Genomic DNA, 15,082 nt, shown 5'->3' with positions numbered 1-15,082 from the left:
AGTGTCGCTTATCCAGGTACGGCTTCTTTGCTTTGCGCGGGTATCCTAATTTATGTATGACTTTGAGAATCATTATCAGATTTTCGTTGACTTTGGGCCGGACAGCGAGTACGATATATAGGCGTTAGTGATAATGGTTATCACTAAGAGTGCTAAGTTACATACAGGGGGAACATGTACATCATGATGTTTATGCGCAATATGAAATCAACAGCTGCCCTTGCGATCATTCTGGCGACCGGTCTTGTGATGACGGCTTGCGGAACCAAGGATACAGCTCCTGCAGGCTCTGCGTCATCCGCTGGAGGCAAGTCTGAGACGACTGCAGCAGCCGCACCTCATAAAGTGAAGCATGCGATGGGAGAGACGGATGTCCCTGCTGCGCCTAAGCGCGTCGTCATTCTCACGAACGAAGGAACTGAAGCCTTGCTGGCGATGGGCGTCAAGCCGGTAGGCGCCGTCAAATCCTTCACAGGAAATCCGTGGTATGATCATATCAAGTCGGATATGGAAGGCGTCGTGGTCGTCGGCGAAGAAGGCCAGCCGAATCTGGAGCAGATCGCAGCGCTCAAGCCGGACCTGATCCTGGGCAACAAGATGCGCCAGGAGAAGATCTATGAGCAGCTCAAGGCGATTGCCCCGACCGTGTTCTCGGAGACGCTGCGCGGCGAATGGAAGAATAACTTCAACTTGTATGCGGAAGCGCTCGGCAAGACAGAGGAAGGAAACAAGGTGATTGCGGCGTTCGATAAGCGTGTTGAGGATTTCAAAGGCAAAGCGGGCGACAAGCTGAACCAGAAGGTATCCGTAGTCCGGTTTATGGCTGGCAAGACTAGAATTTACTTGTCCGAGACCTTCACCGGTATCATCTTCAAGCAGATTGGGATTGCCCGTCCGACCGTGAAGTCTAAGGATAACTTCGCTGAGGAAATTACGAAGGAACGTCTGCCTGAGGCAGATGGCGATATGATCATCTATTTCACTTATGAAACCGGTGACGGTAAAGCCAATCAGCAAGAGCAGGAGTGGACGAAAGATCCGCTGTGGAAAAACCTGAACGCCGTGAAGAACAATAAGACGTACCGGGTAAACGATGTGATCTGGAACCTGGCCGGCGGTGTCAAAGCAGCGAACCTGATGATGGATGAGCTTTACAAAATTTATGACGTCAAACCTTAATCCCCTTAATGCTAGAAGGCAATCAGCAAAGGCCGCTTCTCCCCTTCGGAGATTGCGGTCTTTGTTTCATCTTCTAGCGAATAAGGTTTGCCGCATATCACATGCAGTATCTGCATCAAGTGTAGTTTCCGGTCGTGGTGCTGCCGTTTATTCGGACTATGCTGATTCGTTCGGAGGGGTTAAACTGGATATTGAAGCAAGGAGCGCTAGGGAAGCAGTTGAAGCGTGAGGCAGCACTCCGAGTTCAAGAAGTTGACGATAATGAAGAAAAGGGTGACGTTCGAATGAGATTACCGATTGAGGAAGAACTGTGGTACTCTTACCCCGGCATGGTCGCGGTCGTAACCGCACGTTACAAGGGGAAGCAGAATATTATGGCATCCGGCTGGCATACGTACATCGGCTCATCGCCTGGCATTTACGGGATATCCCTCCGCAAAGAAACCTATACCTATTCGCTGATCGAACAAAGCGGCGAATTTGGCGTTCATTTTCTCCCTGCCAGATGCTCGGAGATGATTCAAGCGGTCGGAACCTTTAGCGGCAGAGATATGGACAAGTTCGAGAAGCTCGGCATTCCTTACGAAGAGGGCCTTCGGACGGATATTCCGGTGCTGACCGATGCATATTTCGCTTATGAATGCAAAACAATGAACATAACGACGTATGGCGATCATGAATGGATCGCAGGTGAAATTGTGCAGCGTTATCAGGACCGTGATTATTTCCTAGAGGATGGCCTGCCTGACTTCAGCCGGCTGGAAATCCCGCTCTATGTGGGCCGCTCCACCTACCGGACGCTGAATCAGCAGTCTACGGAGAAGAAACATCCGTTGTATCTTAATCGCTAAGCAGTGGGGACGATAAGGTTGTTGATAGAGGATATCGGATTGACAACCTTATCTGTAACATTTATAATAACAGTAAGACATCGTCAGGAAAGGATGATTCGTGTGAACAGTGAATTCACCATAGCGGTTCATAGTTTGGTGCTGCTTGCCTATCGTCCGGACCGAACGGCTACGAGCGAGATGATCGCGGCCAATGTCTGTACGCACCCTGCACGCGTACGCAAGGTATTGAGCTGTCTGAAGAAGACTGGTTATGTGGCAACCCGAGAAGGAAGCGGAGGGGGCTATACGCTCGCCTGTGACCCTCAAGAGGTGACACTGGCCGAGGTGTACCGGGTTACTTCAATCGGGTCCATCAAGCCTTCCTGGTGCTCGGGCGATGAGGATGAGGATTGTCTCGTAGCCTGCAATATGGCGGAGGTCATGGATGGTATTTTCTCTGAGGCGGAGAACCGGATGCTGACTTTTCTTGAGCAGGTCAAGGTCACGGACGTGCTGGATAGGTTAAGGTTGGTGCATGCCGCGAAGCCGTAGGTTGTGGCTGAATGGCATGAGATTCGTTTTTCATATGTTTCATCTGTTACTGAAATGGTGACAGTTAATATAAGAATTATATTTTATCCCCGAAGGAGAGATCGATCATGGCTATTGTGAATGTAAAAGACAGTGAGTTTGGACAAACGGTCAAAGAAGGCGTTGTACTGGTAGATTTTTGGGCTCCGTGGTGCGGACCGTGCAAAATGATCGCGCCTGTGCTGGAAGAGCTGAACGGCAAAGTAGGAGACGCGATCACGATCGCGAAAGTCAACGTGGATGACAATCCGGAAACAGCCGGCCAGTATGGCGTCATGAGTATCCCTACGCTGAAGCTGTTCAAAGACGGCGTAGAGGTAGGCACTCAAGTAGGCTTCAAGCCGCTGCCCGAGCTGGAAGCTTGGGTTCAAGCGCAGCTGTAAGCCGGGTTGGCTTGCAGGGGAAACCGTGCAGGTAAACAGGCGGATTACGCCGACGATATAAGGGTTAGAGGAGAGGCCGGAAGCGCTGGAATAGCGCTCTCCGGTCTCTTTGTTTTCTTTAATTAACAGTTGTTAGTGGAGTGTGATCTTCCAGATGATGTATAATGGCACAAAAGGAGTACAGTCTAGACGTACAAATGCGGTGACTGGAGCATTGCCATGCTGCCTGACCAGATGTCTCTTCACTTCAATAGTGCGGGAGAAGCGGATGGCTGGGGAGGCAAGGCGGTGCTGGGAATGCTTCCGGGTATCGGAGCTGCGGCTTGGGCAGACCTGACACTGTTGGAGAACATTCCGCATACGTTTACTTACATAGGCTTAACGGAAGAGAAAGCCCATCGTCAATACCGGAATGTCCATCCGCCGAGATTGAAGGGACTCCCTACAGCGGATTTCAGAAAAGGAGCTGTTGTCGTATACTTCCTTCGCTGTTTGTCGCACACGGCTTGCCCACACTTGCTACGGAGCCGCACAGGTACGGCCGGTTCCTGGGAGTACTCGCCTCCAGGCTGCCGAAGCCGCGGGCTATCGTTGTATTCAGCTCACATTGGGAGGCAGCGCCGCAGCGTATCGGCTCGGCCGTCTTCTATGAGACGATTCACGATTTCTTCGGCTATCAGGACGAGCTCTATGAGGTACGCTATCCGGCTCAGGGAGATATTGCTCTGGCGCTGCAGATTCGGCGTCAGCTGGAGGAGCAGGGAATCGCCTGCGAGCTGGACGACCGCCGTGGACTTGATCATGGAGCTTGGATCGTCCTGAAGCTGATGTATGCGCACGCTGATATTCCCGTCGTCTCGATGTCTGTCAATCCCGGGCTGGTACCGGAGGAGCAATACCGGATCGGCCGCGCGCTGGCTGGACTGCGTGATCAGCGGGTGCTGATCGTAGGAAGCGGCGGCACTGTGCATAATCTGGGCAAGCTGGCCTGGCAGGAGAATGAAGCGGATGATTGGGCGATAGCCTTCGACGAGTGGCTGTCCGAGTGTCTGGAGACGTGGGATATGGACCGGCTATTCCGGTATGATCTTGAAGCTCCATTTGCCAGGGAAGCCGTACCCCGGGGGGAGCATCTGGCTCCCCTGCTCATCGCGATGGGGGCTGCCCACCAGGGGAAGAAGGCGAAGCTCCTGCATCGTCAATATCAGTATGGATCGTTGTCGTTAAGCTGCTGGATGTTTGGTTAATCCATATTCTCGAAAGAGGTGATCGGTATGAACCTGAACAGACGCGGAATAAGACGTTCTGCCTGGGCCTTGCTTGCCTGTCTTATGGCATGGCCGGTAACGGGCTGCTCTCCCGACAAAGCTCCGGTATTCGCTCCTGTCACTCCAGAGTCCGGAGAACCTGTGGTAGCGCCCGAGAAGCCGCCTGTACCTGTGCAGCCTCTCTATGTGTCTCCGCTGACCGGGATGCCGGCCGCGGAAAAGCAGGAAGCCAGACCCGTTATGGTCGTCATCAATAATGCTCCGCAGGCAAGACCCCAGAGCGGCTTGTCTCAGGCGGATCTGCTGTTCGAGGTGCTGGCGGAAGGAGAGATTACGAGGCTGATCGCTTTCTTCCAGAGCAAGTCTTCCCCAGACCCTGTAGGTCCGGTGCGCAGTATCCGCCCTTATTTTATCAGCTTGGGTAAAGGCTACGGCGCCATTCAGGTGCACGCGGGCGGAAGTCCGGACGGCTACGAGACCATCAAGAAGCAAAGCATCGAGAACCTGGATGAAATTACGAACGCCGGTCCTTACTTCTGGAGGGAAAAGACCCGGAAGGCGCCTCATAACCTGTACACAAGTCTGGAGCAGGTCAGACAGGGCGCAGCTCAGCGGAGGCTGGGTGAGAAGGGGCCGGAGGCGCCCGTGTATACATTCGCAGCGTCCAAGCCGGGAGATCCGGCAAAGGAGACGGTCGCCCCGGGCAGTCGCGAAGCGCTGAAGCTGGAGGTTACCTTTCTGCTGCAATCATACCGGGTAGCCTATGCATATGATCAGACCACCGGTGTATACGAGAGGTCGATCAACGGGAGTCCGCATATCGATCTGAACAATGAGGAACCGCTAAAGGCCGTCAATGTCGTGGTGATGGGGGCGCCGCACAAGGTGCTGGATCAGGAGGGGCGCCGGGAGGTCAAGCTGACCGGCAGTGGCCATGCGCTGTTGTTCCAGCAGGGAGCTGTTCGGCCGGTCGAATGGCGCCGGGAACGCGAAGAAAGCCCCATTCGCTGGTACGAGCAGGGCCGGGAGGTGCAATTGCAGCCGGGTCAGACGCATGTGATGATCGTGCCGGATGGGCCGGACTTCGAAGAGCATGTCGTTTATTGAGCCAGTAGGGTTGAAACCTTCTTCTTCCATGGATCGATATACGGATCAATCGCCCAGTGAGCCATGATGACGGATTCCTGGGGCTGCAGCTCGACGGTCAGCAGCGGACTCGAAAGCAAAGCCCCCTGGTAAGGATATACGATCAGATGACGGTCAGTCACGACCAGCACGACATCCTGATTTGGCGACGAATAGGCATCTACGGCAGCAGGCTGCACGCGCTTGATGTCCGCCCAGTCGGTGACGAGCTGGTCATGCGAGACGACTTCAACAGGCAGGTCTAAGGGGAAATTCTTTAACTTATAGCGAGCCCCCTCGTCGGCAGCGACAGTCTCATAGGAGGCGACCTGCGCTACCCAGCGTCCCTGCTGCCGGACGACCGTCCAGCTCTCCCCGGCTGTATCCAGGGTGGCCTTCGGGTTCGTCCGATCAGCAGCGGGCAGGACGGGCGTGATGGACCGGAGAGCCGGCTCCACGCCTGTTTTGTACAGATCCTGCAGCTTGACATGCGGCTGCTGCAGCGGAGAGCTTGCCACCGCGGAGGCAGGCGTCGTGGCCTTAGCACTCAATTGGGGCACATCCTTGACCCAGACATAATTCGAATTCCGCAGTCCCCCCTTCACATCCTTGGCCAGAACACTCTGCTCCATAGCCACATAGCGGTTGCCGACGAACACCAGCTTCTCGCTCTGCAAGGCTATAAGGAGATCGGATTTCGTGACAGCGTTGCGGGACGGCACAGGAAGCTGCCGGGCGGGCTCTGCGAGCTTAGCGGTCACACGGGCCACCGAACCGCCCTCTGCCGTCGGGATGTACTCTTCGCCCAAGCGCCAGAAATCCATCTTATACGGCATCAGGATGCCGCTGCCTTCGGCTGTCACCTGAAGCCGGCTGGCCTCGGGAGCGATCAGCAGCGTGCGGTATTCGCTTTTGTATCCGGGTGAGCCGGCTATCGTCACATCGGTCCGGAGTCCGACCAGGACGGCGGAGCGTACGCCCGCTTCATAGTCGTTGACCACCGCGGAGGCGGAATGCGGCACTTTCTTCTGATCCATGACGGCCAGCTTGTCAGGAGCGAGGAGGCGTTCGCCGGCAAAGCCCAGTACGAACAGACCCAGGAACAAGGCCGCACCGGCTGCCGCTATCCAAGGGCGTTTCCATACCGAAGTGGAAGGTGAAGGCGTATGTTGCTCCAACCGGGTTTCGATGCGCTGGCGCAAGGCATCCGTGAAGCCATCCTGATCGAACGGGCCGTTTATCAATTGTTGTTTCCACTTACTGTCGATCGGGTCCATGGTCAAGACTCTCCTTCAACCTCGAAATTTTGCTGCGCGCATGAAACAGTCTCGATTTGACCGTTCCCTCGCTCACACCCAGTACATCGGCGATCTCTTTCATGGATAGCTGATGGTGGGCGAACAGAATCAGCACCTCGCGATACTTGACAGGCAGCTTCAGGACCAGGTCCCACATCTCATTCAGGGTCATCCGGGCCATGACCTCATGCTCGGCAGAAGTGGCGGCAGCCTGCTCCTCCCTGGCGGCAAAAGCATCCACCAGCGTGACCTTGCGAAGAAAGGCCGACTTGCGGTAATCGAGTGTCATATTCCTCGTAATCGCGAGGAGCCACGTTTTTACCGAGGATTCGCAGCGAAATGTATACAGGTTGCGGTACACCTTGATAAATACTTCTTGCGTAATATCGTCAGCCTGATCCCACTTGCGTGTGATGCTGTAGGCATAATTCCAAACATCCTTGCCGTAAGCGGTCATCAACTCGTGCAAGATGGCTTTTTTGTCCGTACTGTCGGACAAGTATTTTAAATAATCGAAATTTACTTCCGAATCCAAAACGGACACCTCTAATCTTTGGACGATCAGTCCCTGGCAAAAGTTCAGTCTCTTTACCAGTGTACTTGGATCGCCGTTATTAATCAAAGAGGTTTTATGCAGAGTCCCGGAATCGGGGTTCACGGCCCGGCAAGCTCAGGAACCGTCACGAGTGAATAGCCCTGTGCCTTCAAATATTCAATCGCTTGAGGCAGCGCAGTGACCGTATTGCTGAGATCGCCCTTCTTCCCTCCGAAGCTGTGCATCAGAATGATGCCGCCGGGTTTGATCTGCTTGCGGATGATCCCCATCATGTCCGCGGGTGACAGTCCACTCCAGTCCCGGGTGTCCACGGTCCAGCCGATCAGAGGCCGGTCCAGAGCCTTCAGATGCTTCTTCAAGATATCCGGGGCTGCACCGTACGGGGCACGGAATAGCGGAGTCGTTGTCCCGGTAGCCTGACGGATCAGCTTATCCGTTTCCTCAATCTCCCGGTCGATGCGCTCGGTGGAGAGCTTGGTGAAGTTGGCATGAGTCATAGAATGATTGCCGATGGCATGACCTTCATCCAAGATGCGCTTCAACATATCGGGATGCTTGCTGACTTGCGTACCGACTACGAAGAAGGTAGCTTTTACCTGATATTTCTTCAAGATATCGAGAATCTCAGGCGTAAACTTGGTGTCAGGTCCGTCATCGAAGGTCAAAGCGACTTGCTTGGCGGCGTGGGGGACATCTGCAGCATGACCCGAACTAGCTGTCGTTGTCTCGGCATGACCGGGACGTGAGACGGCATGGGCAGCTTCGCCGGAGGGCGGCTTGACGTTCATAGACAGCTGCTGAGGTACCGGAGGGCCTTCCACCGGACCCAGATCTGCGGCGGACTCCTGGGCGCTCTCCCACATGGAGGGAACCGAACCGGGAGCCGGAAGCTTAATGAATTGCGTCCAAATCAGCGTGGAGATCAGGATGGTGGTGGCCCCCAGCACGGTGGCGCCCGTCCAGATCCATTTCCGTTCTACTTCTGCTCGTATTGCCATATCCGTTTCCTCTTTCGTAGGCTACATCAGTTGCGTTTTCGGACAGGCGCGAAGCGCATCGGATGATTACCTATTTTGACGAAACGTAGCGAATTTTAGTTCACGCTTTGGACAGCTTTTGCATAAAAAAAATATAGCCGGGAGGGAATAAAAAATCCAAAAAAGTAATCGCTTTCAAATGAATTCGGTTTCATCCTTCGAGGGAGTCTCGTTAGGCCTCGGAGCAGCAGTAAAAAGCCGGCGCATTCCTGGCTGAGCCAGGTGCGTCGGCTGGATTGGACGGCCTCAGTAAGCCGCAGAATCCGATTAATAAATACCGCCTACAGGGGGAACGAGTACCTCCTCGCGCCGGTCGCGGCGCAGCCGGGCTTCCTCCTCATCGCGTAGATGGTTATTGTCGTCATGCCAGACCAAGACGAGCACCCGGCCCTTATCCAGCTCCGCTTCGAGTCTGCCGGCTTCTGCCTCCGAGATTCCGAGCGACTCCATCTTGGCCCTTAGCTGATCGCCTCGTGACCGGAACAGGTTGGCGAATGCCGTCGCTACGCCTTCCTCCATCATACCGATCGTATTCGTATCGGTCAGCTTGCTCAGTTCCTCTGTTCGGTTGCTTTCATGAGCCAATACGTAAATTTCACTTAGCGGATGCCCTTGCTCGCGAAACTCCCGAATGGCGCGAATGGCTTGATCCGTATGGTCGACCAGCTTGATTTTCGTATTCATGAAATGTCCCTCCCGAGAATGTATTGCCGCTTAACACACCTCTGCCGCCAGGGTAGGTAGGGCGGAGATGCAGTCTGCGGCGCGGTCATGTTGTTGACCGGCTTGTCCCTTACTTACCCGTGTTCTCCCGCGCCGAATCAGGCTTTACCTGTTTCAAACAGCCCTCTGCGCGGTTACATAATGGTAGAAAGTCCGCTATAATATTTAAATATGGGAGATTGCGGAGGTGCGCGGGACGTGCCGGCTGCCGCTGCAAGATAGATTCGGCATTGAATCAAGTTAGGAGCGACGCGGAATGAACATCGCGATTGTGGACGACAATCCGGTCAATATTATCGTCATCGAGAAGATTTTGAAGAGTGCCGGGTATGGATCTTTCTGGAAAGAATCGTCGGCGATCGATTTGCTTGCACGGCTGAATACACACGCGGAGGAAGGCAAGATTCCGGTAGATCTGATTCTGATGGATATGATGATGCCGGAGATGGACGGCATTGAAGCATGCCGTCTGATTCAGGGCGACGAGCGGATGAAGGATATTCCCGTTATTATCGTCACGGCGCTGGGAGATTCCAATAAGCTGGCGGAGGCGCTTGGGGCAGGGGCCATCGATTACGTGATGAAGCCGGTCAACAAGGTCGAGCTAATCGCCCGGATCCGGGTGGCTCTCCGGTTGAAGTTCGAGAAGGACTGGCACAAGGAGAATGAGGCGCGCATCCGCAGCGAGCTGGAATTGGCTCGCCAGGTACAGGGCAGCGTGCTCAGTCTGCCGCTCGTGAAGGAGAAGCTCGCCATCGGCGCGGCCTATTATCCCTCATCGGAGCTGGCTGGGGACTTCTACGCCTGGTACCGTATCGATGAGCACCGGTATGGCGTCATTATTCTGGACATCATGGGGCACGGCATTTCGTCCTCCCTGGTGTGCATGTTTATATCCTCCGTGATGCAGGACACGATTACGCGGTTTGTTTCTCCTGAGTTCGTCGTGTCGGAGCTGAACCGCTATATGAATCAATTGAATCAGAAAAGCGCCAGCGTCAGCTACTATTTCACGGCTATCTATCTGCTAATCGATACGAATCGGCAGATGATCGAGTATGTCAATGCCGGCCATCCGCCCGGTTTTTTGTTCGAGGACGGGAAAGCGCCGGTTGCGCTGGATCAGGGGAGCTGTGCGGTCGGTTTTTTCGACCAGATGGATATCGTCAAATGCACCTATGCCTATGAGCAGCCGATCCGTATCGCGCTGTACACCGACGGGCTGCTTGAGGCGCTGCCTCTGCCACCCGATTACCCGCCGGAAGAACCGGAATCCGATGTGCTGCGCGACCGTCTCCACGACCACATCCGGGAAGGCCAATGCCCCGAGCATCTCGTGCAGCAGGTGCTGCCTGCGGAGATCCTGGAAGCGCGCAAGGATGACATTTGCCTGGTGCTGATTAACGCGTTTTAGCATAAGCCGGCTTTGTATCCGGGGGGAGTCCGTAGAAGCCGAGATTTAGTGATGGGGATGGGTACCGGGGAATGAAAATGAAATCGAAGCTGATGCTGGGATTTGGGATTGTGCTTGTCATCTTATTTACATTGGCGGGCATAAGCATTAATCGCTTGAGCAGCACGGATAGCAGCATCCGGGAAATCTACGAGAACCGCTATGCCAAAGTAAAATTGAGCACGCAGATGCGCAAGGATACGTATGAGCTGTCCCAGGCGCTCGGCAACTTGCTGCTGGTGGACGAGGAAACCTCCAACCGGTTCACGATGGAACGGATGCGCGTGCTGGGCAGTACGATGAAAAAGAAATTAAAAGAAATAGATGCGCTGCCGCTAGATGCCGCCGAGAGATCGCTAGTCGATAACCTGCAGGCCAGGTCGGATGCGTATCTCGTCTATATCGATCAGCTTATCCGGTTATACCAGGAAGGCAAGAAGGAGCAGGCACTGGAGCTGCGTAACGGCAACGGCAGCAAGCTGCGCGATGAGCTGACCCAGGCGATGGGCGATATGAACCAGCTTGAGGAACAGTACATGGATAACGAAGTCACCACGGCTCTTGCCGATAATAAAAAAACCTATACGCTGACGGGTATTCTGACCTTGCTGGGACTGATCATCGGAGCAGGTATCCTGTATTGGAACCTGCATAGCGTAAGCAAGGGAATCTCCATCTTATCGGCGATGATCTCCAATTTCTCAGGCGGCAAGCGGGGAGACCGGTCCTACCGCGTCCAGGTCGAGTCGAGCGACGAGTTCGGCCAGGTAGCTCTGATGTTCAACCGGCTGGCGGACGATCTGGAGGAGGCGGCAACCAAGGAGCGGGAGCTAGCCCGCATCAATGGGGAGATGCTGTGGCTTCGGACAGAAGCGGGCCTGCTGTACAGCGAGCTGCAGGAAAGCGATAAGGTGGAGAAGCTGGCGGAAGGCTTCATCAAGCGGATCGCCCGAGTTCTGGATGCTTACAGTGGAGCCTTCTACATCGTGCAGACGGGCCTTATGAAAGACAATAAGCTCGAACTGGCCGGCGCATATGCGACAGGCAAGGATGAGGCACTCCGCGAGCTTTCCGTCGGAGAGGGTCTTATCGGGCAAGCGGCCAAGGATGGTCAGGCCGTCCGGATCACCGGGCATGCGGGTGAATACGGGTCGATCCGTTCCTCCTACGGCGGAATGGAGCCGATGAACGTCACCATCCAGCCGGTGAAATACGAGGACGAAGTGATAGCGGTCTTCGAGCTGGTAGGGTTCAGGGAACATACGGAGATCGAGCTGAAGCTGCTTGAGGAAACGGCGGACCGGGTAGGGGTGCTGCTCAATATGCTGCAGGGCCGTCTGAAGATCGAGGAGCTGCTGCGTATCCATCAGGCGCTGACCGATGAGCTGCAAACCCAGTCGGAGGAGCTGCTCTCCCAGCAGGATGAGCTTAAGGCCTCTAACGAGAGGCTGGAGGAGCAGACGAAGGCGCTTCAGGCGTCTGAGGAGCTGCTGCAGCGTCAGCAGGAGGAGCTGGAACAGAGCAATGAGGCGCTCGTGCGCAAGTCGGCCGAGCTCGAGGAGCAGGTGACGGCGACGGAGGAGGTCAATCGGCAGGTCGAGCTGGCGAACCATTCACTGGAAGAGCAGGCGCTGGAGCTGGCTCTCGCTTCGCGCTACAAGACCGAATTTCTGGCCAATATGTCGCATGAGCTGCGCACACCGCTGAACAGCCTGCTTATTCTCTCTCAGCTGCTCAAGGAGAACAAGGAGCGCAATCTGAGCGATAAGCAGGTGGAATATGCGGAGACGATCTATTCGTCCGGCTGTGATCTGCTCAAGCTGATCGACGATGTGCTCGATCTGGCCAAGGTGGAGTCCGGTCGGATGGACGTTCACACGGAGTCTATCCTGATCCGGGATATTGTGGAATCCATCGATAAGGCTTTCAAGCCGCTCGCCCGCACGAAGGGCTTGGAATTCGAAATTCATGTGAAGAAGGACGTCCCGGAGAGGATCGACACCGACTATGGCAGGCTGCAGCAAATTCTCAAGAATTTGCTGTCCAACGCCTTGAAGTTCACCCAGAAGGGCGGCGTGACCGTCACGATCCATCGCCAGACGGAGCAAGCGAGCGGCAGGGGACCGATGCTGGCCTTCGAGGTGGAGGATACGGGGATCGGCATCTCCAAGGATAAGCAGGACCTGATCTTTGAGGCCTTCCAGCAGGCCGATGGCACGACCAGCCGCAAGTACGGCGGCACGGGACTGGGGCTGTCGATCAGCAGGCAGCTCGCCGGTCTGCTCTCGGGCGGTATTGAGCTCGTCAGCGAGGAAGGCAAGGGCAGTTGCTTTACGCTATATCTTCCTGTGGAACCAGCACAGGCGACTGCCGTTGCGGAAGCGGCGCCGGCATCGGATATGCGGATCCTGCCGCCTGGTTATTCCGCTTCCTCGCAGAAGGAGGACGCCGGGCAGCTGCTTTACCCGGGTGCCCACAAGCTGCTCGACAGCCCGCTGCTGGGCTCGCTGACGGACGACCGGGACCGGATCGAGACCGGGGATCGGGTACTGCTGATTATCGAGGACGATGTGCAATTCGCCACGATATTGCTGGATATGGCCCGCAGCCGCGGGTTCAAGACGATCGTGGCGCTGCAGGGGGACACCGGACTGAATCTGGCCAGAAAGTATAAGCCGGATGCGATTCTGCTGGACATTCAGCTGCCGGTCATCGACGGCTGGTCGGTGCTGGTGCAATTGAAGGGAGATTCGGCCACCCGGCATATTCCCGTCCATGTGATCTCGGTCGTAGACGAGATTCAACAGGGGCTGGCGATGGGAGCCATCGCCTGGCTGCGCAAGCCGTCCGGCCGGGAGCAGCTGGAGGCGGCGTTCGCCCATATCCAGTCCTTCCTGAACCGTGACCTGCGCAAGCTGCTGATCCTCCAGTCCGAGGAGATGAAGAGCAACGGGGTCATCGAGCTGATCTCGCATGACGATGTGAGCATCACAGCTACATCGGAGGAGAGTGAAGCACTCCGCGAGCTGAAGTCCCAGCCTTACGACTGCATGGTGATTGACTATGGACATACGGATCTGGCACTGTACGAACTGCTCGACCGGATCAAGGCCGATGAGGCACTGCGCCGGATTCCGATCATCCTGTATACAGGCAAGACCTTGGATAAGCGCGACCAGATGCGGCTCAAGAAATATGCCGAATCAATCATCATTAAGGACGTCAAGTCCCCCGAGCGGCTGCTGGACGAAACCTCGCTCTTCCTGCACCGGATCGAGACGCGGCTTCCGGAGGAGAAGCAGCGGGTGCTGCAAAAGCTGCATAACATCGAAGCGCTTTTCTCCGGCAAAAAGGTGCTGCTGGTCGACGACGATATCCGCAACGTGTTCGCGCTTTCCAATCTGCTCGAAGGACTCGATATGGAAGTGGCTTTCGCCGAAACCGGGAAGCAGGCACTCGCCCAATTGGAGCGCGAGCCGGATTTTGACCTGGTCCTGATGGACATCATGATGCCCGAGATGGACGGCTATGAAGCCATGCGGACGATTCGTGCCGACGAGCGGTTCGACCGGCTTCCGATCATTGCTTTGACCGCTAAGGCGATGAAGGACGACCGTGAGAAGTGCATCCAGGCCGGAGCCTCCGATTATATTACGAAGCCGATTCATACAGAGCAGCTTCTGTCCCTAATGAGAGTGTGGTTATGTAAATGAAAGACACGGAGAAACGCAAACGCATAAGCGAGCTGGCTTCTCTGCAGCGTCTGGGCGATGTGTACATCCGCGGCGGTGACAAGAGCCTGAGCAAGGAAGCCGACGAGCGGGAGAAGATCGAGATCTACCTGCTGCTGGAAGGCCTGTACCGTATGTACGGCTACGACTTCCGCAATTATGCCTTTGCTTCCGTCCGCAGGCGGATCTGGCACCGGATCTACGCCGAGAAGCTGCCGACGGTATCGGCTCTTCAGGAGCGGGTGCTGCATGACCGGGCCTGTATGGAGCGGCTGCTCGGCGACCTCGTCATTCATGTGACGGAAATGTTCCGGGACCCGACGCTGTTCGCGGCATTCCGGGAACGGGTGGTTCCGCTGCTGAGGCAGCTTCCGTCCATCCGCATCTGGCATGCCGGATGCTCGACAGGCGAGGAGGTATACTCTACCGCCATTCTGATGATTGAGGAAGGCTTATATGATAAGGTCCGTGTCTATGCGACCGACATCAATGAAGAAGTGCTGCAGGTGGCTGAGCGAGGCGCTTATCCGCTGAAGAAGATGCAGGATTATACGAAAAACTACATGCTTGCCGGAGGGAAGGATGCGTTCTCCCGGTATTATTCGGCCGAGGGGGAGCTGGCTACCTTTCACCCGCTCTTGCGGGAGAAAATCGTATTTGCCCAGCATAACCTGGTCACGGACCGGTCGTTCAATGAGTTTCACGTTATTTTCTGCCGGAATGTACTAATTTATTTCGATAATACGCTGCAAAATCAGGTACATGATCTGTTCTACGAAAGTCTGAGCGATTCGGGTATTCTGGTGCTGGGGCATAAGGAATCCATCGCCTTCACCGGTCGTGCCGACGGGTATGAAGCGGTTGACCTTCAGGAAAAAATTTATCGGAAGCATAAATGAGGTGGA

13 protein-coding genes and 1 pseudogene are annotated in these 15,082 nt (G+C 55.4%); 10 read left to right on the top strand and 4 right to left on the bottom strand.

What is annotated here, in order from left to right; all coding sequences use genetic code 11:
- Nucleotides 1-192 precede the first annotated feature (192 nt).
- From WMW72_RS23860 to WMW72_RS23830, 7 genes and pseudogenes are all read left to right on the top strand, one after another.
- Entirely contained in the window at nt 193-1,179 is a 987-nt protein-coding gene (locus WMW72_RS23860; RefSeq protein ID WP_341418106.1) for an ABC transporter substrate-binding protein, read from the top strand.
- A 284-nt stretch (nt 1,180-1,463) separates the two neighbouring features.
- Nucleotides 1,464-2,030 (top strand): flavin reductase family protein, encoded by a 567-nt coding sequence (locus WMW72_RS23855; protein ID WP_341418080.1) that lies wholly within the window; start codon nt 1,464-1,466, stop codon nt 2,028-2,030.
- Nucleotides 2,031-2,132: 102 nt separating this feature from the next.
- The gene (locus WMW72_RS23850; protein WP_341418079.1) at nt 2,133-2,564 is read left to right on the top strand and encodes an RrF2 family transcriptional regulator; all 432 of its coding nucleotides are present in this window, start codon (nt 2,133-2,135) and stop codon (nt 2,562-2,564) included.
- 107 nt (nt 2,565-2,671) lie between these two features.
- The gene (trxA, locus tag WMW72_RS23845; RefSeq protein WP_341418078.1) at nt 2,672-2,986 is read left to right on the top strand and encodes a thioredoxin; all 315 of its coding nucleotides are present in this window, start codon (nt 2,672-2,674) and stop codon (nt 2,984-2,986) included.
- Between the two features lie 219 nt (nt 2,987-3,205).
- Nucleotides 3,206-3,289 (top strand): annotated as a pseudogene (locus tag WMW72_RS23840) (DUF1648 domain-containing protein); the annotation flags it as partial.
- Between the two features lie 173 nt (nt 3,290-3,462).
- Complete coding sequence (locus tag WMW72_RS23835) at nt 3,463-4,233, top strand: dioxygenase family protein (protein ID WP_341418105.1); 771 nt, start codon at nt 3,463-3,465, stop codon at nt 4,231-4,233.
- Nucleotides 4,234-4,317: 84 nt separating this feature from the next.
- The gene (locus WMW72_RS23830; protein ID WP_341418077.1) at nt 4,318-5,361 is read left to right on the top strand and encodes a DUF3048 domain-containing protein; all 1,044 of its coding nucleotides are present in this window, start codon (nt 4,318-4,320) and stop codon (nt 5,359-5,361) included.
- On the opposite strand, the gene WMW72_RS23825 is transcribed toward WMW72_RS23830, so the two are convergent.
- The 4 genes from WMW72_RS23825 to WMW72_RS23810 all read right to left on the bottom strand — a co-directional run bounded on the left by WMW72_RS23825 (nt 5,355) and on the right by WMW72_RS23810 (nt 8,954).
- Nucleotides 5,355-6,656: a hypothetical protein gene (locus WMW72_RS23825; protein WP_341418076.1), complete on the bottom strand. Its 1,302-nt coding sequence runs from the start codon at nt 6,654-6,656 to the stop codon at nt 5,355-5,357. The genes WMW72_RS23830 and WMW72_RS23825 overlap by 7 nt on opposite strands.
- Nucleotides 6,637-7,212 (bottom strand): sigma-70 family RNA polymerase sigma factor, encoded by a 576-nt coding sequence (locus tag WMW72_RS23820; protein ID WP_341418104.1) that lies wholly within the window; start codon nt 7,210-7,212, stop codon nt 6,637-6,639. Before WMW72_RS23820 ends, WMW72_RS23825 begins: the two co-directional genes overlap by 20 nt.
- 119 nt (nt 7,213-7,331) lie before the next feature.
- The gene (locus tag WMW72_RS23815) at nt 7,332-8,231 is read right to left on the bottom strand and encodes a polysaccharide deacetylase family protein (RefSeq protein WP_341418075.1); all 900 of its coding nucleotides are present in this window, start codon (nt 8,229-8,231) and stop codon (nt 7,332-7,334) included.
- Between the two features lie 306 nt (nt 8,232-8,537).
- Entirely contained in the window at nt 8,538-8,954 is a 417-nt protein-coding gene (locus WMW72_RS23810) for a YflT domain-containing protein (protein WP_341418074.1), read from the bottom strand.
- 295 nt (nt 8,955-9,249) lie between these two features.
- Between WMW72_RS23810 and WMW72_RS23805 the strand changes: the two genes are divergently transcribed.
- From WMW72_RS23805 to WMW72_RS23795, 3 genes are all read left to right on the top strand, one after another.
- Nucleotides 9,250-10,407, top strand: coding sequence for a PP2C family protein-serine/threonine phosphatase (locus WMW72_RS23805; protein ID WP_341418073.1), 1,158 nt, complete (start codon nt 9,250-9,252; stop codon nt 10,405-10,407).
- A 71-nt stretch (nt 10,408-10,478) separates the two neighbouring features.
- Entirely contained in the window at nt 10,479-14,159 is a 3,681-nt protein-coding gene (locus WMW72_RS23800; RefSeq protein WP_341418072.1) for a response regulator, read from the top strand.
- Nucleotides 14,156-15,076, top strand: a complete 921-nt coding sequence (locus WMW72_RS23795; RefSeq protein WP_341418071.1) for a CheR family methyltransferase — start codon at nt 14,156-14,158, stop codon at nt 15,074-15,076. Before WMW72_RS23800 ends, WMW72_RS23795 begins: the two co-directional genes overlap by 4 nt.
- Nucleotides 15,077-15,082: the final 6 nt, after the last annotated feature.

The organism is Paenibacillus filicis, assembly GCF_038070315.1.
Lineage (GTDB): Bacteria > Bacillota > Bacilli > Paenibacillales > NBRC-103111 > Paenibacillus_G > Paenibacillus_G filicis.
This window is presented reverse-complemented; position numbering and strand designations above follow the sequence as displayed.